Source organism: Actinophytocola xinjiangensis (genome assembly GCF_001921215.1).
Classification (GTDB): Bacteria; Actinomycetota; Actinomycetes; order Mycobacteriales; family Pseudonocardiaceae; genus Actinophytocola; species Actinophytocola xinjiangensis.
On record NZ_MSIF01000032.1, the window covers coordinates 38,500 to 60,875 of the forward strand.

The 22,376-nt window shown below is 72.5% G+C and carries 24 protein-coding genes; 9 read left to right on the plus strand and 15 right to left on the minus strand.

Annotation, left to right across the window (positions count from 1 at the left end):
* Positions 1-60: 60 nt before the first annotated feature.
* Genes BLA60_RS37340 through BLA60_RS37350 form a run of 3 tightly spaced genes read left to right on the plus strand, consistent with a single transcriptional unit; the run spans position 61 to position 2,792 of the window.
* A complete protein-coding gene (locus BLA60_RS37340; RefSeq protein WP_154814863.1) occupies positions 61-390 on the plus strand; it encodes a hypothetical protein in 330 nt (109 codons plus the stop codon).
* 8 nt (positions 391-398) lie between these two features.
* Positions 399-1,508, plus strand: a complete 1,110-nt coding sequence (locus tag BLA60_RS37345; RefSeq protein WP_075137805.1) for a polymorphic toxin type 44 domain-containing protein — start codon at positions 399-401, stop codon at positions 1,506-1,508.
* 24 nt (positions 1,509-1,532) lie between these two features.
* Complete coding sequence (locus BLA60_RS37350) at positions 1,533-2,792, plus strand: MFS transporter (RefSeq protein WP_075137806.1); 1,260 nt, start codon at positions 1,533-1,535, stop codon at positions 2,790-2,792.
* On the opposite strand, the gene BLA60_RS37355 is transcribed toward BLA60_RS37350, so the two are convergent.
* Positions 2,692-3,285, minus strand: a complete 594-nt coding sequence (locus BLA60_RS37355) for a GNAT family N-acetyltransferase (RefSeq protein WP_075137807.1) — start codon at positions 3,283-3,285, stop codon at positions 2,692-2,694. The two genes, BLA60_RS37350 and BLA60_RS37355, sit on opposite strands and share 101 nt — an antisense overlap.
* A 112-nt stretch (positions 3,286-3,397) precedes the next feature.
* Here BLA60_RS37355 and BLA60_RS37360 point away from each other — a divergent pair, with 112 nt between their 5' ends.
* The 3 genes from BLA60_RS37360 (at position 3,398) to BLA60_RS37370 (ending at position 5,485) form a co-directional block, all read left to right on the plus strand.
* Positions 3,398-3,703, plus strand: coding sequence for a DUF6412 domain-containing protein (locus BLA60_RS37360; RefSeq protein ID WP_075137832.1), 306 nt, complete (start codon positions 3,398-3,400; stop codon positions 3,701-3,703).
* A gap of 68 nt (positions 3,704-3,771) precedes the next feature.
* Positions 3,772-4,569 (plus strand): membrane protein insertase YidC, encoded by a 798-nt coding sequence (gene yidC / locus BLA60_RS37365; protein WP_075137808.1) that lies wholly within the window; start codon positions 3,772-3,774, stop codon positions 4,567-4,569.
* A gap of 25 nt (positions 4,570-4,594) precedes the next feature.
* Entirely contained in the window at positions 4,595-5,485 is an 891-nt protein-coding gene (locus BLA60_RS37370; protein ID WP_084735932.1) for a GDSL-type esterase/lipase family protein, read from the plus strand.
* A 2-nt stretch (positions 5,486-5,487) separates the two neighbouring features.
* On the opposite strand, the gene BLA60_RS37375 is transcribed toward BLA60_RS37370, so the two are convergent.
* The 4 genes from BLA60_RS37375 to BLA60_RS37390 all read right to left on the minus strand — a co-directional run bounded on the left by BLA60_RS37375 (position 5,488) and on the right by BLA60_RS37390 (position 11,952).
* On the minus strand, positions 5,488-6,387 hold the full coding sequence (locus BLA60_RS37375; RefSeq protein WP_075137810.1) for a zeta toxin family protein: 900 nt from the start codon (positions 6,385-6,387) through the stop codon (positions 5,488-5,490).
* A gap of 90 nt (positions 6,388-6,477) precedes the next feature.
* A complete protein-coding gene (locus BLA60_RS37380; protein WP_084735935.1) occupies positions 6,478-7,068 on the minus strand; it encodes a superoxide dismutase family protein in 591 nt (196 codons plus the stop codon).
* 91 nt (positions 7,069-7,159) lie between these two features.
* Complete coding sequence (locus BLA60_RS37385; RefSeq protein ID WP_075137811.1) at positions 7,160-8,596, minus strand: sugar porter family MFS transporter; 1,437 nt, start codon at positions 8,594-8,596, stop codon at positions 7,160-7,162.
* Positions 8,597-8,685: 89 nt separating this feature from the next.
* Positions 8,686-11,952, minus strand: a complete 3,267-nt coding sequence (locus BLA60_RS37390) for a glycoside hydrolase family 78 protein (protein WP_084735936.1) — start codon at positions 11,950-11,952, stop codon at positions 8,686-8,688.
* Positions 11,953-12,113: 161 nt separating this feature from the next.
* Here BLA60_RS37390 and BLA60_RS37395 point away from each other — a divergent pair, with 161 nt between their 5' ends.
* Positions 12,114-12,740 (plus strand): VOC family protein, encoded by a 627-nt coding sequence (locus BLA60_RS37395; protein ID WP_075137812.1) that lies wholly within the window; start codon positions 12,114-12,116, stop codon positions 12,738-12,740.
* Between the two features lie 106 nt (positions 12,741-12,846).
* Here BLA60_RS37395 and BLA60_RS37400 read toward each other — a convergent pair whose 3' ends face one another.
* Positions 12,847-13,944: an ADP-ribosylglycohydrolase family protein gene (locus BLA60_RS37400; protein ID WP_154814864.1), complete on the minus strand. Its 1,098-nt coding sequence runs from the start codon at positions 13,942-13,944 to the stop codon at positions 12,847-12,849.
* Positions 13,945-13,979: 35 nt separating this feature from the next.
* On the opposite strand from BLA60_RS37400, the gene BLA60_RS37405 reads away from it, so the two are divergent.
* Entirely contained in the window at positions 13,980-14,510 is a 531-nt protein-coding gene (locus BLA60_RS37405; protein ID WP_075137814.1) for an RDD family protein, read from the plus strand.
* Here BLA60_RS37405 and BLA60_RS37410 read toward each other — a convergent pair.
* The 7 genes from BLA60_RS37410 to selD form a co-directional block, all read right to left on the minus strand.
* Complete coding sequence (locus BLA60_RS37410; RefSeq protein ID WP_084735937.1) at positions 14,503-14,991, minus strand: hypothetical protein; 489 nt, start codon at positions 14,989-14,991, stop codon at positions 14,503-14,505. The genes BLA60_RS37405 and BLA60_RS37410 overlap by 8 nt on opposite strands.
* A 90-nt stretch (positions 14,992-15,081) precedes the next feature.
* Positions 15,082-15,222: a hypothetical protein gene (locus BLA60_RS44455; RefSeq protein WP_162293070.1), complete on the minus strand. Its 141-nt coding sequence runs from the start codon at positions 15,220-15,222 to the stop codon at positions 15,082-15,084.
* On the minus strand, positions 15,219-16,154 hold the full coding sequence (locus BLA60_RS37415) for a peptidoglycan-binding domain-containing protein (protein ID WP_075137816.1): 936 nt from the start codon (positions 16,152-16,154) through the stop codon (positions 15,219-15,221). The genes BLA60_RS44455 and BLA60_RS37415 overlap by 4 nt, the downstream gene beginning before the upstream one ends.
* Complete coding sequence (locus BLA60_RS37420; RefSeq protein ID WP_075137817.1) at positions 16,151-16,624, minus strand: hypothetical protein; 474 nt, start codon at positions 16,622-16,624, stop codon at positions 16,151-16,153. The genes BLA60_RS37415 and BLA60_RS37420 overlap by 4 nt, the downstream gene beginning before the upstream one ends.
* Entirely contained in the window at positions 16,621-17,151 is a 531-nt protein-coding gene (locus tag BLA60_RS37425; RefSeq protein WP_075137818.1) for a MauE/DoxX family redox-associated membrane protein, read from the minus strand. Before BLA60_RS37425 ends, BLA60_RS37420 begins: the two co-directional genes overlap by 4 nt.
* A gap of 7 nt (positions 17,152-17,158) precedes the next feature.
* Positions 17,159-17,875 (minus strand): hypothetical protein, encoded by a 717-nt coding sequence (locus tag BLA60_RS37430; RefSeq protein WP_075137819.1) that lies wholly within the window; start codon positions 17,873-17,875, stop codon positions 17,159-17,161.
* Positions 17,876-17,989: 114 nt separating this feature from the next.
* Complete coding sequence (gene selD, locus BLA60_RS37435; RefSeq protein WP_075137820.1) at positions 17,990-18,979, minus strand: selenide, water dikinase SelD; 990 nt, start codon at positions 18,977-18,979, stop codon at positions 17,990-17,992.
* Positions 18,980-19,013: 34 nt separating this feature from the next.
* Here selD and selA point away from each other — a divergent pair, with 34 nt between their 5' ends.
* Positions 19,014-20,306 (plus strand): L-seryl-tRNA(Sec) selenium transferase, encoded by a 1,293-nt coding sequence (gene selA, locus BLA60_RS37440; RefSeq protein WP_075137821.1) that lies wholly within the window; start codon positions 19,014-19,016, stop codon positions 20,304-20,306.
* Positions 20,307-20,504: 198 nt separating this feature from the next.
* On the opposite strand, the gene BLA60_RS37445 is transcribed toward selA, so the two are convergent.
* Together BLA60_RS37445 and BLA60_RS37450 are read right to left on the minus strand one after the other, a co-directional pair.
* Entirely contained in the window at positions 20,505-21,506 is a 1,002-nt protein-coding gene (locus tag BLA60_RS37445; RefSeq protein WP_154814865.1) for a ScbA/BarX family gamma-butyrolactone biosynthesis protein, read from the minus strand.
* 22 nt (positions 21,507-21,528) lie between these two features.
* Entirely contained in the window at positions 21,529-22,335 is an 807-nt protein-coding gene (locus BLA60_RS37450) for an alpha/beta fold hydrolase (protein WP_084735939.1), read from the minus strand.
* Between the last annotated feature and the right edge of the window lie 41 nt (positions 22,336-22,376).

The window sequence follows — 22,376 nt, forward strand, 5'->3', positions numbered from 1 at the left end:
TGTGCGGCCCCGGGAGCAGGCTGGTCGTGACCGGTTCAACACCGACACAGGGGGTTCGTGGTGCCAGAGGGGTCGGCGGGGATCGAGGTGGACCCGGCGGTGCTGAACAAGGCCGCCGGGGCGGCCGGCGAGGTGCTCGGGATGCTCAACCGGGACGGGCGCCTGGCCGACGACACCACCAACGCCGCCTCGGCGGCACTGAGCCAGGAGAGTTTCCAGCTCGGCCGGTCACTCAAGATCACCGGCGATCTGTGGTACTCGCAGATGACCACGCTCATCCAGGCCTGCCACCGGATCGAGCAGAGCCTCACGGCCAGCGCGGACGGTCACCGGCTCAACGAGAACGACAACGAGATGCGCATGGCCGACATCTCGAAGTACTTCCAGTAGGGAACACCGTGCTGAGCTACGACAGCCTCTACAACGCCCCGGTCGACAAGCTCCAGGCCAATGTGGACGAGTGGACCGACATGATCGCCAAGGTCGGGCCGCTGGGCGAGGAACTCCGGGACACCGTCGCCGGTCCGCTGAAGTCCTGGTCGGGCACCGACGCCACGGCGGCGACGGCGTTCATCGCCGAGACCGGCAAGGAGTTCGGGGACGCGGTCAAGGAGGCGACCGGCATCCGCGACATCCTCCGCGAGGCACACGGCCGGTTCGTCACGCAACGCGACGAACTGCGCCGCATCGCCGGGCAGGACGCGCCGGCGCTGGGCCTGACCGTGGACGCCAAGGGCGAGGTCTCCGGGCCGCTGCCGGTGGAGAACGACATGAACACCTGGCGCGGCAAGCAGTCCTGGGACGAGGCCTGCCGCGACTACCGGGCCAGGATCCAGGAGATCCAGAAGCGTATCGAGCGTGCCCGCGCCAACGCGACCGAGGCCGACGACACCGCGGCGTGGGCGCTGCACGTGAACCTCGGCGGGCAGAAGCACAACTTCACCGCCCCCGCGCACACCACGCTCGCCGGGGCGTGGGAGGCCGGCAGCGCCGGCAACTTCACCGGCGCGCAGGGCTACATCTTCGACGAGATGATGCGCAACTCCGACTCCGCCACGGTCGCGCGGATCCGGGAGCTGATGGACTCGAAGAATCCGCTCGACCGGGCGAAGGGCCTGGCGATGTGGGCGGCGATGGTGGCGCCGAACCGCCCGTGGGACCACAAGCCGCTGCTGGCCGACCGTTACGGCCTGGAGACGCTGAACGAGACCTATCTGAAGGACCCCAACGGGAAACGTGCCGTGTCCTACGACATCTGGTCCAACATCCACTACGGCTACGTCGGCCGCGCGGCCGGTATCTCCCGGTGGGAGCTGGAGAACGGCGCGCAGGTCCCGGTCCTGGCCGGCAACACCGACGAGGGCGACAAGATCACGGTCAAGGTCGGGATGGACATCTACGAGAAGTACGGCCCCAACCTGACCCCGGCGCAGTTCCAGCAGGAGGTCACCAAGGCGATCAACGAGCTGGAGGGGGCGGGGGCGCCGCAGGTCAGGAAGTGGGGCTGAGACCCGGTCGGCTTGGATGGCCGGGTGACGAGACGGGGGTTGGGACGGCGGTTCGGGTGGTTGTGGGCGGCGTACGCGGTCAGCGCCTACGGTTCGGGGTTCGGGTTCGGGGCGTTCGCCATGGTGGCGGTGCTGGTGCTGCACGCCGGGCCGGTGGAGATGTCGCTGCTGTCGGCGTCCGGGCTGCTGGTGGGGGCGGCGCTGGCGGTGCCGCTCGGGCCGTGGGTGGAGTTCCGGCGCAAGCGGCCGGTGATGGTGGCCACCGACCTGACGCGGTTCGCGGCGCTGGCCAGCGTGCCGGTGGCCTACGCGTTCGGCTGGTTGACCTTCGCCCAGCTGGTGGTGGTGTCGGTGGTCGTGGCGGCGGCGAAGATCGCCTTCACCTCGGCCAGCGGCGCCTACCTCAAGACCCTGGTGCGCCGGGAGGACCTGCTGGTCGCCAACGGCCGGTTCGAGTCGACGACCTGGAGCGCGACCATGCTCGGCCCGCCGCTGGGTGGGGCGGCGATCGGGCTGTTCGGCCCGGTCGTCACGGTGGTCGCGGACGCGGTCAGCTACCTGCTGTCCGCGCTGGGGATCGGGGCGATCGGCGGGCGGGAGACGCGGCCCGCCCGCCGTGGGCCGGCGCGCCGCCACCCGGGTGAGCTGGTCGCCGGGTGGCGGTTCATCCTCGGCCACCGGCCGCTGCGCCGGCTGTTCGCCAACGCGCTGCTGGTCAACGCGCTGATCATGGCGACCGAGCCGCTGATGGCGATCCTCCTGCTCGACGAGCTGGGGTTCGCGCCGTGGCAGTACGGGCTCGCGTTCGCCGCGCCGTGCCTGGGTGGGCTGGTCGGCTCGCGCCTGGCCCGGCCGCTGGTCGCGCGGTACGGGCGGCACGCGGTGCTGCGCACCGCGGGGGTGGCGCGGGTGTGCTGGCCGCTGGGCCTGGCGTTCGTGACGCCGGGCGCGGCGGGGATCGTGCTGGTCATCGTGGTGCAGTTCGGGCTGATCGCCAGTGTGAGCGTGTTCGCGCCGGTGCTGGCGACCTACCGGCTGGAGCAGCTGCCCGACGACCGGATCGCCCGCACGCTGTCGGCGTGGTCGATCTCCAGCAGCGTCACCATCGCGACGCTGACCGCGCTGTGGGGGCTGGTCGCCGAGCTCACCAGCCCGAGGGTGGCCGTCGCGATCGCCGGGGTGCTCATCCTGGCGACCCCGCTGCTGCTCCCTCGCCGTCTCGATCATGACGGACCCGCAGCGGAGCCGGCCACGCGATCCGGAAGCACATCGGTTTCCCGGTGAGGTGGGCGGGGTTCCCGCCCGGCGGTGGTACGTCCAGGTGCTGGACGCGGGCGCCGCCCCTGGCCGAGTAGAAGCCCTGGGCGGCGGTGTTCTGTTCGAGCACCAGCAGGTACATGCCCGACAGCGGCGACCAGCGGCGCACGGCCAGCGCGGTCAGTTCGAGCAGCCGGGTGCCGATGCGTTGACCGGTGAACCCCTGCCGCACATGGAGGTTGTCGACCAGCGCGCCCCAGTCGGGGTCCTCGTCGAGCAGCGTGTGCGCGAGCCCGACGAGCTGGTCGTCACACTCGGCGAGGATGGTTCTGGCGTGGGCGGGTGGTTGGGCGAGCCGTCCGGTCCACCAGGGTTCGAGGAAGCCGGTGGGCTCGCCGTCGAGGAACGTGTCGGCGTAGGCGCCCCGGTAGTGGCGCTGCCAGCTGTCCGCGTGCAGGCCGGCGACCGCGGCGGCGTCGTCCGTGCCGGCCGCGCGGTACCGCACCTCCCGATCCGCCATGCCTTCCAGGATTCCCTACGGACATGCCGCGACGGCAGTGGTTCGCTCGATCGTGGCTGTGCCGTCGGCGGGCAGGGCACCGGCCCGGCCCGCCGGCGGGTACGGTGAGGACGTGCATCCGACGGGCCTCCGCTTGCGGCTGCTGGCAGCGTTCCTGCTCCCGGCGCTGCTGCTCGCGCTGCCCGCCACGGCCCACGGCCCGCTGGCCCTGGCCACCGCGCTGACCGCCGGGCTGGCCACCGCCATCGGTGTCGCGGCCGTCGTGGTCGTGCGGCTGGCACCCACCGTCACCCCGGCCAGCGTCCGCACCGTCTCCCTGCGCGAACGTGCCCGTCTCACCAGCACCGTCCGGCTGCGGGACCCCGACGCGCCCGGCCGTACCCGTCCCCGTGCTCCGTCAGTCAGGCCCGCTGCCTGACCTGACCCCGCGGATCAGGCAGTGACCCCGGCCTGCCCTGATCCCCCGGTCACCGACGGAGTACCGCCATGTTCGACATCCTGCTCTTTCCTGTCTCAGCCGTGTTCTGGTTCTGGCACTGGTCGGTGGGCGCCCTCACCGACCCCGACGGCGGCCTCGCCTGGGTGGTGGCCATCGTCCTGCTCGTCTGCACGGTCCGCGCCCTGCTCGTCGGTCTGGCCCTGCGGCAGGTCCGCGCGGCCAGGGTGGCCCGCCTGCTCGCCCCCAGGATCCGCCGCCTGCGGGAAAGTCACCGCGACGACCGCGCCCGCCTGGCCGCCGAGATCCAGAAGCTGCACGCCTCCACCGGCACCGGTCCCCTCGCCGGCTGTCTGCCCGCCCTGGTCCAGATCCCGGTCTTCCTCAGCCTGTACTGGGTCCTGCGCGGGTTCGCCCCCGGCGCGGAGTCCAACCAGGTCTTCGACCAGAACGGGATCTGGTCGTTCCTGCACGCCGACGTCCTCGGCGCCCGGCTGGGCGTGTGGCTCGGCCAGTCGGCCGGCGACCTGGCCGCCGCCGGCACCGGCCACGCCCAGCTCGCGCTCGTCGCGGTGCCGGTGGCGGTCCTCGCCGGGCTGGCCACGTTCCTGTCGATCCGCCTTGGCCTGCGGCGCCAGGACCCCGCCGACGCCGACCCGCGACTGGCCGCGGTGACCCGGGCCATGATGTACCTCGCGCCGGTGGGGCTGGTGGCGTCGGCCTGGCTGTTCCCGGTGCCGCTGGGGGTGTTGGTGTACCTGGCGGCCAGCAACGTGTGGACGCTGGTCCAGCAGCAGGTCCTGCACACGGTCGTCGACCGGGAGCCGGCACCACGGCTCAAGCCCTGACCAGCGGCGTCCGTACCCTGGCCGGGTGAACACAGCTCGCCTCGCGGTGGTGTCGGCGCTGGTGGTGGCCCTGGTGGCGGCGTGCACCGGGGAACGACCCCGGGAACACCCGGCCCCCACCAGCGAGCCGGCGCCACCGGCGACCCAACCGGCCGGTGAGCAGGTGTACGTGTCGGTCGGCGACTCCTACGCCACCGGGTACCGGCCGGCCGCCGGCGGTGTCCCCGCCGGCACCAGCCGGGACGGGTTCGCCTACCTGGTGGCCCGCCGGACCGGGCTGCGGCTGGTCAACGTGGCGTGCAGCGGCGCGACGTCCACGTCGGTGCGGGAACGGCCGGGGTGTTCGCCGGGCAACCGGGGGCCGGGAGCGCCGGACCCCGCCGGGCGCACGCAGATCGACGAGGCGATCGAGGTGCTGCGGGCCCACGAGGGGCGGGTCGGGCTGGTGACCGTCGTCATCGGCGGCAACGACCTTGCCCCGTGCGTCGAGGCCGGTGACGTGGTGGGCTGTGCCGCCGGGGCGGTGGGCGAGGTACGCACGAACCTGGCCGAGACGCTGCCCGCGCTGCGGGAGGCCGCCGGGGACGCGCCGATCGTCGGACTGACCTATCCGGACGTGTTCCTCGGTGCCTGGGGCTCGCCCGACTTCCCCGACGGACAGGCGTTGGCGCGGCAGTCGGTGGTGTTGTTCCGGGACTTCTTCAACCCGGTGCTGGCCGCCGAGTACGCGAAGATCGACGCGACGTTCGTCGACGTCACCGAGGCCACCGGCGGGTACGGGGCGTTGACCGGCGCGGGGGTCCCGGCACCGGTGACGTCGGTGTGCGAGCTGACCTACTTCTGCTCGCACACCGACGTCCACCCGACGCCCGAGGGCCACCGCCGGATCGCGGCGGCCGTCAGCGGGGCGTACTGACCTCAGCTGTTCTGCGAGACGAGCACGGCCGGCATGTCCGTGGCGTCGTAGAGGTACCAGCGGTCGAACTCGGTCTTGCGCTCCTCGAACACCCGGCGGTTCGCACTGGAGTACTCGCGGTCGATCTGGGCCTTGATGATCCGCTCCGGGACGTGCCGGCCCTCGCAGGTGTCACCGTTGCGGAACTTCTCGTAGCCCTCGCGGTGACGCTGGTCGACCCGCTCCAGGCTGACCTCGATCGGCACGTCCAGGAACAGCGCCGAGTACTGCTGGTAGCCGGCGTCCTTGAGCGTGGCCAGCTTGCCGTCCACCGACGCGACAGACCCCATCGTGGTGTCCCAGATGACGTTCTTGCGCTCGGCGGCGGCGCGCTCGGCGACCATCTCGGCGATCCGCGAGGACTCCCGCTGGATCAGGTCGGCGGCCTCCATCGGCGCGATCCCCTCGACCTCGGGGATCATGCCGGCCTCACACAGCTTCTCCTTGGCGTCGTCGGAGTTGAGCACCAGGTACTGCGACGCGTCGATGTCCTGGTTCTGGTTCAACGCGGTCGTCTTGCCCGCGCCCGGCAGACCGCCGGTGAACAGGGCCTCGCCCTCCTCCGGGACCTGCTCGCCGCGACGGTACAACTCGTCGGCGATCTTCTCCTGCTGCGCGACCCGGTCCGGCAACCAGGTCTGCCCGTCACCGTTGACGGTGTAGGTGACATCGGTGGCCAGGCCCTCGTCCATGGCCTCGGCGACCCTCTCGTCGACCAGCTTGACGTGGGCGGCCCATTCCTCGTCGGTCAGCGGTTCCACGAGCGAATCGGCCGCGCTCGGCGCGGCGGCCAGGGCACCCACGGTCGCCGCCGACAGCGCGGTGACCAACATCCGGGACCACAGACCGGTTACGTTCGACATCAGGTTCCTTTCGTAACAAGGATTCCTACGGTCGAACGAAGCCTGACGGCGGTTGCCGGAGCACGGCCACCGGAGTCACCCGGCCGAGCGTCACTCGTCGTCAGTGAAGGGGACGGTGACGCAGGCCAGGCGGGCACCGGCCTGTCCGGCGTGCTCCGGCCCGGTTGCGGTGTGCTCGTCGTGCAGGACCACCGAGCGGGCCTCGCCGGCCCGGAACCGCCAGTTCTGGGTGGCGAACGACGAGCCAGCGCCCCGCGCGTCGGTGGTGAGGTCCAGCCACACCTCGTTGTCCGGGTTGGCATAGGCCGGGTCGGCCGAGGGTTGGACCGGGTCGGGCCGGTCCTGGTAGTGCGGGCCGGCGTCCTCGGGCAGCGACCCGCACCGTCCGGTGTGGACGTGCGCGCCGTACTCGCGGTCGGGCCGCAGGCCGGACACCGACAGCCGCACGGCCGTGCGGTCGCCGTCGACGTACTCCTCGACGCTGATCCCGCCGCCGGTGGGTACCGCGTCCAGGTCGTAGGTCGTGGCGGTCCACGAGATCGGCCCGGGCGGGGCGAAGGCGGCGGTGTGGGTCAACCAGTACGGTTCGGCGGCGACGGCGACGGCGGGGGCGGCCGAGACGGTCACGGCCAGCGCGGGGCCGAGGACGGCGGTCAGGACACGACGGACAACGGGCTTCATGACCCCGAATACTGTCGGTAGTGACCGGTTCCGTCAGCGATCGCCGCCCGCGTCCCCTCGATCGTGTGACACGCGCCGCCGCACACGGTTCTCAGCCGGTCGTGTCGCGCGTGGCGCCGCGCCGGCCGAAGCGGGCCAGCAGGGCCCGCTCGATCTGCTCGGGGTCCCGGTCGCGGGTCTCGGGCAGGTAGCGGCTGACGAACACCAGGGCCACCGCGCAGATCACCGCGAAGATCCAGAACGTCTGGCCCTGGCCGAGGGAGGTCGCCAGCGGCAGGAACGCGAGGCTGACGACGAAGTTGGCGATCCAGTTGACGGCGGTGGAGACGCTGGAGCCCTTGGCGCGCACGCCCGGCGGGAAGATCTCGCCGATCAGCGTCCAGAACACCGGCCCGAGGCCGCCGGCGAACGCGGCGATGTAGATGACCATGAACAGCAGGGTCAGGACCGAGGTCATCCCGACCATGAAGGACAGTCCCAGCAGGAACACCGACACCGCCATCACGCCCAGCGACATCAGGATGAGCGGGCGGCGGCCCAGCCGGTCGACCAGCTTGATCGCGACGACGGTCATCAGCAGGTTGATCACGCCGATGGCCACCGAGTAGAAGATGGCGTTCGAGGCGTTCAGGCCGGTCTGCTCGATGATCGTGGGCGCGTAGTAGATGATCGTGTTGATGCCGCCGCACTGTTGGACGGCGGCGAGGGTGAGCCCGACGATCAGCGCGGGGCGGACGTCGGGGGCCAGCAGGCTGGTGCCGTCGCCGCTGGGTTCCAGCTTGGCGGTGGCGATGCGTTGCCTGGCCTGGGTGACCAGGCGGTCGGCGGCGTCCTTGCCGGCGACCTCGGTGATGCCCCGGTGGGCGACGTCGGCGTGGCCGTGGGCGATCAGCCATTGTGGTGATTCCGGCAGATACCAGAGTGAGGCGACGAGGAGAACCAGGGCGGGAATGGCACCGACAGCGAACATTTCCCGCCAGCCGCCACTTCTGGAGAACAGGAGATTCACCAGATAGGCCACGAGAATACCGACCGTGATCATGAGTTGGTTCAGGGTCAGCAGCCGGCCACGGATCCTGGTCGGCGAGATCTCCGAGAGGTACACCGGGACCAGTGCCGACGCGCCGCCCACCGACAGGCCCAGGACGATCCGGCCGGCGAGGATCGTCCAGTAGCCGTTGGCCAGGCACACCATGGCCGTGCCGATCAGGAAGACACCGCCGATGACGCCCAGGCTACGGCGGCGGCCGAGGTGGTCGGCCATCCTGCCGGTGGCGGTGGCGCCGATGACCGCGCCGATGAGCAGGACGCTGACCACGCTGCCCTGTTCGAAGGCGTTGAGGGAGAACTCGTCGCGGAGGTAGAGCAGCGCGCCGGAGACGACACCGGTGTCGAAACCGAACAGGAAACCGCCCACGGCGATGGTGAGGGCCCAGCGGATGATCCGGCGCATGCCGGCGGCGGGGATTTCCGGGACCTCGGTGTAGGGGCCGTGCGTGCCGGGTTCGCGTGAGAATCCCTGGACCATTTGATCACTTTAAGCGGGGATTCTTCTTCCTGCTCGTTGTTGTCCGGTCCGGGGCCGACGGCGGTTTCCCACCGCCGGCCCGGACCGGCTCAGCGGCGAGGAGCGGTGAACTCGTAGCGGCCCGAGCCGACGGTCAGCGTCAGGGTTCCGTTCTCGTAGGTGGATTCGTGGACGCCGGGGGTGTCGGTCGCCCTGGCCCGGCCCTCGGTGACGTCCTGGGGGGACGGCGTGGGGATCACGACCTGGGCGGTGGTGTTGGGTGGGACGGTCGCGGTGAGGGTGAGGGTCGAGTCGGTCAGTTCCCAGGTCGAGGTGATGGGGCCGTAGGCGGACCGGAAGGTGCCGGTGGCGCTGGTGAGATCACCGCCGGGCGTCGGGGCCAGCCGGAAGGCCCGGTAGCCGGGTTCCAGCGGGGTGATGCCGGTGACGTTCTCGTACATCCAGGTGCCGACGGCGCCGTAGGCGTAGTGGTTGAAGGAGTTCATCCCCGGGTCGTTGAACGAGCCGTCCGGGTTGATGGAGTTCCAGCGTTCCCACATGGTCGTGGCACCCATCGCGACCTCGTAGCCCCACGACGGGTACTCCTCGCGGAGCAGCAACTCGTAGGCCTTGTCCAGGTGGTCGCTGCCGCTCAGGGCGGGCAGCAGCCACGGGGTGCCGAGGAAGCCCGTGGTCAGGGCGTTGCCGCTGGCCTCGATCTTGGCCACGAACCGGTCGGCCACCGCCGCGCGGCGCTCGGCCGGGACGAGGTCCATGCCCAGGGTCAGGGCGTAGGCGGTCTGGCTGTTGCCCGACACCGTGCCGTCGGCGGCCACGTGGGCGGCGGTGAACGCGGCCCGCACGTCGCGGGAGAGCGCCTCGTAGGTCTGGGCGTCGGCGGTTTCGCCGATCGCCGCCGCCATCTCGGCGAGCATGCGGGTGTCCTGGGCGAAGTACGCCGTCCCCAGGACGCCGGCGGGCGTGGGATCGTTGAGGTTGAGCCAGTCCTCGAACCGGCCCCGGCGGTCGTCGATCAGGTCCGCGCCGGCTCCCGCGCGGACGAACTCGACGAAGGCGCGCATCGACTGGTAGTGGTCCCGCACGATTCCGGTGTCGCCGAACGCCTTCCACACGGCGTGCGGGACGGTCACGCCGGCGTCGGCCCAGCCCACCCCGCCGGGGCCGTTGTCGGTGGGTTCGGGGGCGAAGGGCGGGTAGTCGCCGTTGGGGCGCTGGGTGGTGCGCAGGTCGGCCAGCCACTTCGCGAGGAAGGCCCGGGTGTCCTGGTTGTAGGACGCGGTGGGGGCGAACACGTTGATGTCGCCGGTCCACCCGAGACGTTCGTCGCGGGCGGGGGTGTCGGTGGGGATGGACAGGAAGTTGCCGCGCTGGCCCCAGGTGATGTTGCTCTGCAACTGGTTGAGCATGGGGTTGGAGGTGTGGAACGAACCCGTGGTCGGCAGGTCCGAGCCCCAGACGACACCGTGGACGTCACCGGCCGGCGGGGCGGTGACGCCGGTGATCTCGACGTAGCGGAAGCCGTGTTGGGTGAAGGTCGGCTCGTAGGTGACGGTGCCGTCGGCGGCGAAGGTGTAGTGGTCGGTGGCCTTGGCGGCGCGGAGGTTCTCGGTGTAGAGGGTGCCGTCGGGGTTGAGGACCTCGCCGTGGCGGATGGTGGCCGTCCGCCCCTCGGTCCCGCTCAGGCGCAGCCGGGTGACGCCGACCATGTTCTGGCCAAGGTCGTAGACGAACGTGCCGGGCGTGGGCTCGGTGCGTTCGACGGCGGTCAGGACCTCGGTCGTGCGGATCGGCTCGTCCGGTTGGGGCACCAACAGATCCGTGGCGGAACTCGCGGTCTCGGCGGGGCTCCAGGTGCCGTCGAAGTCCGGGGTGGACCAGCCGGGGTGCTCCAGCCTGGCGTCGTAGTGCTCGCCCGCCTGGAGGTCACCGGTGACGTACGGGCCGCCGGCCGTGGTCCACGCGTCGTCGGTGCGGATCCACTGGTGGGTGCCGTCGGTGAAGTCCACCCGCAGCTGGGCCACGGCCGACGGGGTGGCGCCGTAGACGCCGGGGCTCGGGTAGTAGCCGACCCGTCCGGCGTACCAGCCGGGGGCCAGGGCCAGGCCGAACGCGTTGGCACCACGGCGAACCTGACGCGTGACGTCGTAGGTCTGGTGCTGGATGGTGGTGCGGTAGTCGGTCCAGCCGGGCGCCAGTTCGTGGTCGCCGACCTTCTCGCCGTTGAGTGACAGCTCGTAGACGCCTCTGGCCGCGCCGTAGGCCCGGGCGGCGACGACCTCCTTGCCGTGGGGGACGGTGAACTCCGTGCGGAACAAGGGAAGGCTGGTGTTGGCCGAGTAGTACGCCTCGGTGGAGCTGAGCAGGGCCAGGCCGTCGTCGCCGACCGTGCCGCCGCTGAACGGGTTGTGCCCGTCGGCGAAGTCCACGTCGGCGAGGGTGGCGCCGTCGGGGGCGGTCACCGTCGCGCGGTGCACGATCGCCTGCTCCGGCGCGTTGTTGGACACGTTGACCCGGTAGCCGAAGGTGCCGGCGGCGACGTCGGTCATCGCGCGGCTGTCGGCCTCGGTGCCGTCGATGGCGGTGGTGACGGTGTTCCCGGTGACCGAGATCGTCAGGTGGTGGCGGCCGGTGAGCAGGTCCTGTTCGGAGATGACCGCGGAGACGTCGACGACCTCGACGAGTTCGTAGGCGCCGTCGGTGAGCCGGTGCACGCGCAGCTTGGGTTTGCCGGTGCCGTCGGCGACGTTGATCTGCCACATGTACGCGTCGCGGTCGGCCGCGCGCAGGAACACGCCCAGGGCCAGCGCGGTGAGGGTGAACTCGGTGTCCACCGTGTAGTCCGTCCAGCGCAGCGACTCGTCGGTGTCGGTCAGCCACTGGGCCCCGGTCCAGTCCGCCGGTGCCAGCAGGCCGGTCTCGAACCACGCCGGGGCGCTCCACGGGCTGACCTGGCCGTCGCCGTCCCACACCCGGACCTGCCAGTGGTAGCGGGTCGCCGAGCGCAGGGCGGCGCCGGCGTAGGGGACGTCGACCTGGCTGGCCGAGGCGACCCGGCCGGAGTTCCAGACGTCGGCGCGGCCCGGCCGGGTGCCGACCCGTACCTGGTAGGCGCCCTGGACGACGTCCCGGCGGTCCGAGGTGGACATCCAGCCGAACTGGGGTGCGCCGCCGCCGGTGCCCAGCGGGTCGACGCGGCCGTTGGTGGTCAGGCCACCGACGCGCAGGGAGCCGGCCGCCGAGGCGGGCGCGGCGAGCAGGCTGGCGCACAGGGCCAGGACGGCGGCGAGCACCAGGGTGGAGCGGAAACGGTTGACACGAAAGGGGAACAGACCCGGCAGGGAACGGGCTGGGAGCATGCGAGCCTCCGGCGCTGGCGGTCTCGGCAGGTTGATTGAAACGATTCAATCGCCCCTTCAAGGCTAGGTGACGTGGCTCACCGGCGTCAACCCGCTCCTGGGCGCCCACCGATCAGGAATCGAGAAGCACCGACCGGCCGCCCGCGCCTAGCGTTGCCCCCATGACCGCCATCGACGCCGTCACCCTTGAGGTGACCGATCCCGTGGGAGCCACCCGCTTCTACGCCGACGCCTTCGGGCTCGACAGCCAACTGAACCTGCGGGCCGCCACCGGACCGAGCGAGGGGTTCCGCGGCTTCACCCTCTCCCTCACCGTCGCCCAGCCGGCCGACGTGAACCTGCTCACCGACGCCGCCGCCGAGGCCGGAGCGACCGTGCTCAAGGCCGCCGAGAAGTCGATGTGGGGCTACGGCGCGGTTCTGCGCGCCCCGGACGGGACGATCTGGAAGGTGGCGACCTCGGCGAAGAAGGACTCCGGACCGGCCACCCGCGACGTCGAGTCGATCGTGCTGCTGCTGGGCTGCGCGGATGTCGGTGCGGCCAAACGGTTCTACGTCGAGCACGGCCTGCCGGTGGCCAGGAGCTTCGGCCGGATGTACGTCGAGTTCGAGACCGGCTCCGGGGCGATCACGCTGGGCCTGTACCGGCGGCGCGCCCTGGCCAAGGTCGCCGGCGTCGACCAGGAGGGATCCGGCTCGCACCGGATCGCCATCGCCGGCACCGGGGCGCCGTTCACCGACCTCGACGGGTTCGCCTGGGAGACCTCGACGCTGGCGGCCCGGCCCTGATGTGCCGCTACGGTCCGGTATGGACGGACACCGAAACCACTGAGCGGCAAGCGAACGACCAACCGGAGATCGTCGAGACGTCTGCTGTGGACCGTGAGCCGGTCGGTCAGCCGTAGCGCTCGCGCCAGCCGGTGTCCGGCCCGTGATCGCCGTGCAGCCGCTGCGACGCGGTGAACTCCAGGACGAGGTCGTCGGCCAGCTCGGCGATGGTGGCCCGGCCCTCCACCCGGAACAGCAGCTGCGGCGGCAGCGCGTCCTCGCCGTGCCAGGCGCCCAGGATGTTGCCGCAGATCGCGCCGGTGGAGTCGCTGTCACCACCGTGGGTGACCGCCACCGACAGCGCGTCGAGCATCGAGTCCGGGTGGCACAGTGCCGCGTAGACGGCGATCGCCAGGGCCTCCTCGGCGACCCAGCCGCCGCCCAGCGACTCGACCGCCGCCACCGTCGGCTCGCCCCGCGCGGCGAGCCGGCGGGCGGCCAGCAGCGCCTCGGTGGTCTCCTCGTGGGACTCGTGGGTGGCCAGCGTCACCATCGCCGCGTCCAGGGCGGCGTCGAGGTCCTCACCGGCGACCAGGTGGTGCACGACCTGCGCCAGCACCCCGGCGGGGAGCTTGCCAGTGGGGTGGCCGTGGGTGTAGCCGGCGGCGGTGGCACCCGCGTCGAAACACCAGTCGGCGGTGACGATCGACGGCGGCAGCAGCCCGATCGGAGCGACCCGCATCACCCCGCCACAGCCCTTGGAGTTGTTGGTCGCCTGACCGCCGTACTGGCGGATCCGCTCGCCACCGCCCCGAGCCGTGCCCAGCGCGCCGAGACAGGTGGTGCCCGGCGCACGTTGCGCGTAGAGCCAGCCGGCGCGGCCAAGCGGGCCGACCGCGCCGGGCGGCGGCTGGGACAACCGCTGGGTGTCCAGCCAGTGGTCGTAGGCCTCGTGCACGACCCCGAGCGTGAGACCCAGCCCCCGGTCACGGCGGATGCCCGCCCGGATCAGGCCCTGCACCGTGAACAACGTCATCTGGGTGTCGTCGGTGATCAGGCCGGGGGCCGGCGAGCCACCGCCCTGGAAGTCACGCACACCCGGCTGGCCGTACTCGCGCAGGATCACGTCGGCCGACCAGAACTCCACGGGGTGGCCAAGAGCGTCGCCGATGGCGCCGCCGAGCAGGCAACCACGGACCCGGGACCGGTACTCTGCGCCAGACACGCGGTCACAGTACCGGCGCACGTAGGCTCCCGGCCATGACCGATCTGGAACGGGCGCGGGCCGACGTCGAGCGGGTTCTCGGGCCGAAGGTCGCCGCGCGTGTCGAGGTGTTCACCGACGGCGGCCTGTACGTGCGGCCCGGTGAGATCCGCCGGCTGCTGGCCTGGTTCCTCGACTTCGTCGTGTTCCTGCTCCTGGCGGTGATCGGGGTGGTGGCCCTGGCACTGGCCGACCGGTCGGCCGGGTTCGGCGGCGGCACGATCGCCATGGCCTTCCTGGGGATCCTGCTGCTCGCGCCCGCGCTGTACGGGCTGGCCTGCTACCGGGGTGGGCGGGCCTTCGGCGGGGTGAGCACCGGCACCCGGCTGGTGCGGATGGCCGACGGCGGACGGGTCGGGACGCGGGCGCCGTGGGCGATGCTGGTGCGCACGGTGCTGATGCCGCTGCTGCTGGCGGCCGTCGTGACCGGCGGCACCTCCCCTGGCGGGACACTGGCCAGGACCAGTGTGGACGTCGCCGGGACCGGGCGGCTGCACGCGGCGGGGTTCCACCGGCTGGTCAGGTGAACAACAACACCCCCAGCGCGGCGGCGACCGCCGAGCCGGCGACGAGCTTGATCGTCCGCAGGTGGGTGTGCAGGCGCCCGTCCCAGGTCTCGCCGTCACCGCTGGCGAAACGGGCGGTCGGGGTCAGGGCGCGGCCCAGCCCGAAGCCCACGCCGGCGGCGACCGAGGTGAGCAGGCCGGGCCCGGCCAGCACCAGGGCGACCACCAGCACGTAGGGCACCGTGGACGAGACGTAGGTACGCACCCCGGTGCCCATCTCGAAACCGAACCGCAGCGACCCGCGCGCCACGTTCTCGGTCAGCACGTTTCGCGGGACCTGGCGGGCGTTCTGCGGCAGCGGGAACCGGACCAGCCCGGCGTCACGGGCCACCCCGGCCACCGCCACGGCGACCACGACCGACGCGAGAACGGTGTCCGGGACCGGCGGGACCAGGCCGCTGACCACCCACAGCACCAGCGCGCTGAGCACCGCGCCGAGCACCAGCCCGACGTCGAACAGCGCCAGCGCGGCGCCCTGTCTGGTCCCTCCCCGCCACCCGGGCGAGGTCAGCGCGAAGGCGCTGTTCCTGGTTCAAACCGAGCCGGACAGGGTGTAGCCGGCCAGCCCGCCGAGCACCGCCCACGCGGCGACCGCCCACCCGGCCACGGCCAGCGCGACCGCCGCCGGGGCCAGGAGCAGCGCCGTGACCGGATGGGTGAGGAACCGGGTCACGCGGCCCCGCCGGTCAGGGTCCGCCAGGTCGTCGGGCCGACGACCCCGTCGGCGGTGATCCTGTTCTGCCGCTGGAAGTCCGTCGTGGCCGCCAGGCTCGCCGCGCCGAACGCGCCGTCCACGACGAGTTGGTAGCCGTAGCGGTTCAGCTCCACCTGGGCGGCCTGGACGGGGCCGCCGTTGTCGCCCTGGCGCGCGTTCACGACCAGCGCCGGCCAGGTCCGCGAGGTGACCGAGCCGGTGGCCGACAGTCCCTGCGAGGTCTGGAAGTCACGCACCGCCTGGGCGGTCAGCGGGCCGTAGGCGCCGTCGACGTCGAGGACGAAACCGTGGTGGCCCAACAGGTACTGGATCGCGCGGACGGTCGCGCCGGACGCGCCGGAGGACACCGACGGCCAGGTCACGCTGGACGGGCAGCCGCACTCGGTGGTCCACCGGCAGATCGAGTTGACCCAGCCGGAGCCGGTCCGGCGGTAGCCGTCGTGGCAGCGGCGTTCGATGTGGCACGAGCACGCGCCGCAGGCCTGGTCGTAGCGCCACAGCCAGCCGTCGTAGCTGCCGGACAGGCAGGCGTTGGGCCGCAGCTTCCAGGTGACCTGGTCGTTCTTGTGGAAGCCGGTGTTGGCTCCTGAGGTGACGCACGAGTCGGCGAAGATCGTGCTGGGGCCGCAACCGGGTGAGCAGTCGTGGTCGGCGGCGTAGGACGGGCAGGTGGGGTAGATGTCGTAGCCGTCGGCGACCGCGCGGCGCACCGACGGGAACAGGCCGCCGAGCGCGGTGAGCCCGGCGACGCCACCCACGCGCAGTACCGCGCGGCGGGTCGGTGCCCAGCCGGCCCAGCGCGGCCGGCGCGCGCGGGTCCTGGCCTCGACGGGCATCCCGGGGTCGGTGCCGCGCAGCGGCGGCACCCCGACAACCTGATCGCTGTTCACCGAACCTCCATCGCGGGGGCGAGCAACTGGCGTACGGCCGCGCGCGACCCGACCGGCGCGGCGGCGGTGATCCGGCCGTCCTCGCCGACCAGGACCGCGAACGGGGTGGCGAGCGCGCCGTAGGGGGCGAACAGGTGCCCCTGGTCGGCGCGGGCGAGGACGCCGGGCGGGACCTCGGCGGCCGAGGACTCGTAGAGCGCGACCACCGTCAGCCGCTCCCCCACCGCGTCGACGGTCTCGGCGACCGCCTCGGTGCAGGTGTGGCAGGTCGAGCGCAGGAACAGCAGCACGGCCGGGGCGCTGACGCCCAACGGCGCGAGGTCGGCGCGGTCGCCGGGGCGCGAGCCGGCCGGCACCGGCCGGGTGCCGCCCGACAGCGCGTGCACCTGGCGGACCAGGCCGGCGACCACGAACGCCAGCAGCAGCAACGCCGCCCAGGTCACGATGAGCGCGCTGGTCTGGAAACTCATCTCGCCACCTCCGGGGATCGGGTCGCCGCCGGCAGGTGCCAGAGCAGGGTGGCGAACGTGCCGGCGGCCAGCAGCACGATCACGAGCCGTTCGTCGACGTGGGACAGCGGGATCAGCGGGATCACCGTGTCGGCGGCCACGGCGGTGCCGGCGGCCAGGGCGGCGAGGACCAGCGCGCGGACGGTCACCCACGGGCCCATCGGGACCTCGGTTCCGCCGCAGCCGCAGGGTCCGCCCCGGCCGGTCCTGGTGACGTGCCAGGAGTAGGCGCCGTAGCCGGCGAACAGCAGCGCGGCGGCTGCCGGGACCAGCGGCGCCGGCCCGAACACCAGCCCGGCGATCATGGCGACGCCCAGCGCGGCCTCGGCGACGGTCACCGCGAGGGCGGTCACGCGGATCGCGGCGGCCGGCAGGACGCGGTGCGCGGCGAGGGCGGCGGGCAGCGCGCCGGGGGCGCGGACCCGTTCGGCCACGGCGGTCACCAGGATCGCGGCGACGACGTAGGCCGCGACGCTCACCGGGAACATCGGCGGCTCACCGGTCGTCGAGCAGACGCGCGCCGAGGCGGTCCACCAAGGCCGGGAGCGCCGCCAGGTCGGTGTCGGCGAGCGGGAGCACGGTGGTCCAGACGTCGGCGCCGGCGAGCACGAAGTACGGGTCGCCGTTGGAGAGCCGGTCGGTGAACAGCTCGCCGGAGCGGGTCTGGACGCCTTTCCAGGCTGGCAGGCGGGTGGCCTGCGGGGCGTTGGACACGGTCAGTTCCAGCAGGCCCAGCGTCGGGACCTCCTTGACCAGGGTCGCGGGGGCGAGCACGGCGGCGCCGGTGCCCGGGGCCAGCGCCAGGCCGTCGTCGTGTTCGGTGATGCCCAGGGTGTCGAGGGTGTCCACGGCGGTGGCGGTCGAGGCGCCGTAGAAGTGGCTGACGAGGCAGTGCCGCCGGCCGCGCCACACGGCCAGCAGGATGTCCTCGGTGATCCGCGATCCCGGCTCAACGCGGCGGGTCCGGCCGATGAGCAGGGTGCCGCCGGCGAAGCGCAGTTCCTCGTCGAAGCCGGCGACGCCGAGCGCTGCTGCGACCTCTCCGGCCAGGCCGCTGACCCCGGCGACCAGTTCGTGGGTGCGGCCGCGCACGGCGACCCGCAGCGAGGAGGTGGAGGGTTGGGCGAGGTCGAGCGGGCCGGTCAGTTCGTATCGCCGGCCGTCCAGTGCCCGGTGCACGACGGTGGTCGTCTCTCCGGTCGCGAGCGCCACGGGGTCCTCCCGGAGAGGTATGGTAGTCACTGACGAGAATCAGCTATGCATTGCAAATATATTACGTGTTCCCGTGATCGGAAATACGCCGTTTCCCGCACAGCACTGGTTCGCTCAGGCCACGACGATCGTCTGACCGTCCACTCGCGAGACCAGTTCGCCGATCACCGTCGCCCCCGGGATCTCCCCCGCCAGCAGCAGCCCGCCCGAGGTCTGGGCGTCGGCCAGCAGCAGCGCGGTCTCCTCGTCGACGGCGTCCAGGCCGACGTGCGGACGCACCCAGTCCAGGTTGCGCCGCGACCCGCCCGGCACGAACCCGGCGCGCAGCGACTCCCGCGCCCCGTCGACCAACGGCACCGCCGAGGAGTCCACGACGGCCGTGACCCCGCTGGCCCGCGCGAGCTTGTGCAGGTGCCCCAGCAGACCGAACCCGGTCACGTCGGTGGCGCAGGTGAGGCCGGCGGCCAGGGCCGCGGCACTGGCCGTGTCGTTGAGCGTGGTCATCACCTCGACCGCCTGGGGAAACCGCTCGCCGGTCGCCTTGTGCCGGTTGTTCAGCACGCCGAGGCCCAGCGGCTTGGTCAGCGACAGCGGCTGACCGGGACGGCCGGAGTCGTTGCGCAGCAACCGGTCCGGATGCGCCAGGCCGGTGACCGCGAGGCCGTACTTCGGCTCGGGGTCATCGACGCTGTGCCCACCGGCGAGATGGCAGCCGGCCTGGGCGCAGACCTCGGCACCGCCGCGCAACACCTCGGCGGCCAGCGCGAAGTCCAGCACCTCCCTCGGCCAGCCAAGCAGGTTCAGCGCCACCACCGGACGCCCGCCCATCGCGTAGACGTCCGACAACGCATTGGCCGCGGCGATCCGCCCCCAGTCGTAGGGGTCGTCGACGACCGGGGTGAAGAAGTCGGTGGTGGCGACCAGCGCACGCTCGGCGTCCAGGCGCACCACCGCCGCGTCGTCGCCGTCGTCCAGACCGACCAGCAGGTCACCGCGGGCCTGGCCGCGCAGGCCCCGGACCACCTCCTCCAACTCGCCCGGCGGGATCTTGCAGGCACAGCCGCCACCGTGGGCGTACTGGGTCAGGCGCGGCGCGTCAGTCATGGCTGTCACGATGTACCCATGCCCTGGTCCGCCGATGACTGACCCCCGCCGGCGCATCCCGCGTACCGACGTCCTGCTCGCCGACCCCCGGCTGGCCGACGCCGCGCGGCGGATCGGCACACCGCTGGTGAAGGCCGCCGTGACCGCCGCGCAGGCCGGGGCCAGGGCCGGCGAGGTCGACGTCGAGCGGATCGCCGACCACGCGCTGGCCGCGCTGCCGGCCACCGCCTCTGGCCTGCGGCCGGTGCTCAACGCCACCGGCGTGCTGGTGCACACCAACCTGGGCCGCGCGCCGCTGTCGGCCGCCGCGCTCGACGCGGTGCACGCTGCCGGCGGCACCACCGACGTCGAGTTCGACCTGGACACCGGCCGGCGGGCCCGCCGGGGACGCGGCGCGCTCGGCGCGCTGGCCGAGGCGGTGCCCGACGCGCAGGCCGTGCACGTGGTCAACAACAACGCCGCCGCGCTGCTGCTGTGCGCCACCGCGTTGGCCGGCGGCAAGGAGATCGTGCTCAGCCGGGGCGAGCTGGTGGAGATCGGCGACGGGTTCCGGCTCCCCGAACTGCTGGCCGCGACCGGCGCCCGGCTGCGCGAGGTCGGCACGACCAACCGCACGACGGTCGCCGACTACGCCGCCGCGCTCGGCCAGGACACCGGGTTCGTGCTCAAGGTGCACCCGTCGAACTTCCTGGTCACCGGCTTCACCTCCGGTGCCGAGGTCGCCGACCTGGCCGCACTCGGCGTGCCGGTGGTCGCCGACATCGGCTCGGGTCTGCTGGCCCCCGACCCGGTCCTGCCCGCCGAGCCGGACGCGGCGACCCTGCTGCGCGCGGGCGCGGCGCTGGTCACCGCCAGCGGCGACAAGCTGCTCGGCGGCCCGCAGGCCGGGCTGCTGCTCGGCCGGCGTGACCTGGTGGAGGCGCTGCGCCGGCACCCGGTCGCCCGCGCCCTGCGGGTCGACAAGCTCACCCTGGCCGCGCTGGAGGCGACCCTGCGCGGGCCGGCGCCGCCGGTGCGCGCGGCACTGCGGGCCGAGCCGACCGGGCTGCGGGACCGCGCGGCGCGGCTGGCCGGCGAGCTGGCGGACCGAGGCGTCGACGCGCGGGCCGTGGACTCGGTCGCCGTGGTCGGCGGCGGCGGGGCACCGGGCGTCGAACTGCCGAGCGCGGCGGTGAGCCTGCCCGCCGGGTACGCGTCCCGGCTGCGGGCCGGGGACCCACCGGTGGTCGGCCGGGTCGAACGGGACCGCTGCCTGCTGGACCTGCGCACGGTCGAACCGGCGGAGGACGGACGGTTACGGGACGCGGTACTCGTAGCCACACCCTGATCCGGTTGTCACTCGATAGAGGGAAAATCCGGCAACATCAGGTGTGCCTCGGCGTCGATGGTGGCGAGTCCCGCCGGACGTGGCCTAGGCAGTAAAGGGTGCGCACCGGACCTCTTCTCCAGCCGGCTCACCCTCGTTGCCGGAACGTGACCGGGCGCCGCACCACGACGGTGCGGCGCCCGGCCACGGCGTGACGTGTCAGGACAGGGAAGGCCGCAGCGGCGGGGTCAGTTCGACCTCCGCGTCGGCGATCCGCGCGCCCAGCTGGGTCAGCGTGGCGTGCACCTCGACCACCCCGTCCGGGGACGTCCCGACGACCGACACCTCGCACTCGGTCAGCGCGTCCAGCTCGGCGAACTCCAGGAACCGCAGCCGGCAGGCGGTCACGGCGGCGACCGGCACCGGCAGCGCACCGGCCTGGTGCGCCGCGCTGATCGTGGCCTGCCGGTACATCTCCAGCAGCAGCGACCCGGTGACGTGGTCGTGCGGGTGGTCGAAGTACGCCGGATGGGTCTCGTCGACGATCAGCGCGAAACGCCGTGGTCCGGCCGGGTGGATCACCATGTTGCGGGTATCCGCCCGGCCGACCTCGGACGGCGCCGCCGGCCTCGGCTCCGGCAGCGGGTTCCCCGTGCCGTCGAGCCGTTTGCGGGCGCGTCCCTGGGCGCGCAGGATCTCGTACTCCGCGCGCCGCAGCATCTGGATCCGGCCGCTGACCTCCATCGCCAGCCGGCCGCCGAGTTCCAGCTCGCCGCGGAACTCCATGACCGTCAGGAACCCCTCGCGCTCCTGGCGGTCGAGCAGCTCCGCGCGCACCACACCCTCCGGTGGCGAGAGCCGGTTGTCGGCGAACGCGGACAGGTCGTGCACCCGGAAGTCCAGACGTTCCAGGAACATCTTCGTGCCGACCGGGACCTCGCAGTACCGGTGGGCGATCAGGAACGCCGCCTGGCGGCCGACCTCCACCGACACCAGCGGGTCGTGGTCGGCCAGCAGCCGGTCCGACCACATGCTGTGCGCCCGGGGCAGCTGCGCCCCGAGCACGAACTGGTCCGGTCCGGTCCGGACCGAGTCGGTGATGAACACCTCGGACAGTGCCCGGACGTGGACGAGCCCTCGGGGCACCGTCTGCTCGTAGGACAGCTCCGGGGTGTCCGACTCCACGGTCGGCGCCTCGCTCATCGTTGGCAGGCCGTCCACGACGCGGTCACCTCTTCCGTTCTCAGCTGGTGGCGCGCGCGGCGGCGGCCGTGGTGGGGGCGAGCTGCTCCTCGGCGATGTTCACCAGCACCGCGGTGACCAGGTCGGGGCGCTCCAGGTGGGCGAAGTGGTTGGTGGGGATGTCCACCACGCGCCCGCAGCGCTCGGCGTGGGCGCGCTGGCGGTCGATCTGGATGTCCTCGTCCTGGGTGCAGACGACGAACGTCGACGGGACGTCGGCCCAGGCGCGGCCGTTGGACACCTCGGTGAACGGCAGGATGGCCTGGCGGGTCAGCCGCTTGAGGGCGCCCTCGGCCAGTTCCTTGTCCGGCAGCGCGGTGATCACCCCGGTCTTGGTGCCGCCCTCGCTGGCGGTGCCGTCCGGGCGGATGTCGAACTTGGGGACGTCGTTGGGGTTGGTGAAGTCGGCCTCCAGCACCGAGGTGCCGTCCGGCACGACCGCGCTCATGTAGACGAGGTGGTCGACCTTCGGGTTGTCGGCGGCGGCCTCGGTGATGACGATGCCGCCGTAGGAGTGGCCGACCAGGATCACCGGGCCGTCGGCGCGCTCGATCGCCGCACGCACCGCGTTGACGTCGTCGGCGAGCGTGCACTGGGCGGCGTTGTCGCCACAGCTGGGCAGGTCGACCGGAATGCTCTCGATTCCGCGCATCTTCAGCAGGTTCCCGACCTTGTGCCACCACCACGCGCTGTCGGCGATGAATGCACCGTGAACGAATACCACCGTAGTAGCCATGATGCTCCTTAGAATTGATTTCGCGGGTCCCCTGTGCCACCACCGGTTCTCGGGCCCTGCGGGCTTGAGCATCCACCGGTTCGCGGATTCGGGCCAGGCTTCTCGTCGTCGTT

What these genes read in the sequence shown, in the direction of transcription:
- BLA60_RS37420 (WP_075137817.1), bottom strand. Translation starts at nt 16,624, where the DNA reads ATGAGTTTCCAGACCAGCGCGCTCATCGTGACCTGGGCGGCGTTGCTG.
- selD (WP_075137820.1), bottom strand. Translation starts at nt 18,979, where the DNA reads ATGACTGACGCGCCGCGCCTGACCCAGTACGCCCACGGTGGCGGCTGT.
- BLA60_RS37380 (WP_084735935.1), bottom strand. Translation starts at nt 7,068, where the DNA reads ATGAAGCCCGTTGTCCGTCGTGTCCTGACCGCCGTCCTCGGCCCCGCG.
- BLA60_RS37405 (WP_075137814.1), top strand. Translation starts at nt 13,980, where the DNA reads ATGACCGATCTGGAACGGGCGCGGGCCGACGTCGAGCGGGTTCTCGGG.
- BLA60_RS37395 (WP_075137812.1), top strand. Translation starts at nt 12,114, where the DNA reads ATGACCGCCATCGACGCCGTCACCCTTGAGGTGACCGATCCCGTGGGA.
- BLA60_RS37355 (WP_075137807.1), bottom strand. Translation starts at nt 3,285, where the DNA reads ATGGCGGATCGGGAGGTGCGGTACCGCGCGGCCGGCACGGACGACGCC.
- BLA60_RS37450 (WP_084735939.1), bottom strand. Translation starts at nt 22,335, where the DNA reads ATGCTCAAGCCCGCAGGGCCCGAGAACCGGTGGTGGCACAGGGGACCC.
- selA (WP_075137821.1), top strand. Translation starts at nt 19,014, where the DNA reads ATGACTGACCCCCGCCGGCGCATCCCGCGTACCGACGTCCTGCTCGCC.
- BLA60_RS37385 (WP_075137811.1), bottom strand. Translation starts at nt 8,596, where the DNA reads ATGGTCCAGGGATTCTCACGCGAACCCGGCACGCACGGCCCCTACACC.
- yidC (WP_075137808.1), top strand. Translation starts at nt 3,772, where the DNA reads ATGTTCGACATCCTGCTCTTTCCTGTCTCAGCCGTGTTCTGGTTCTGG.
- BLA60_RS37390 (WP_084735936.1), bottom strand. Translation starts at nt 11,952, where the DNA reads ATGCTCCCAGCCCGTTCCCTGCCGGGTCTGTTCCCCTTTCGTGTCAAC.
- BLA60_RS37375 (WP_075137810.1), bottom strand. Translation starts at nt 6,387, where the DNA reads ATGTCGAACGTAACCGGTCTGTGGTCCCGGATGTTGGTCACCGCGCTG.
- BLA60_RS37425 (WP_075137818.1), bottom strand. Translation starts at nt 17,151, where the DNA reads ATGTTCCCGGTGAGCGTCGCGGCCTACGTCGTCGCCGCGATCCTGGTG.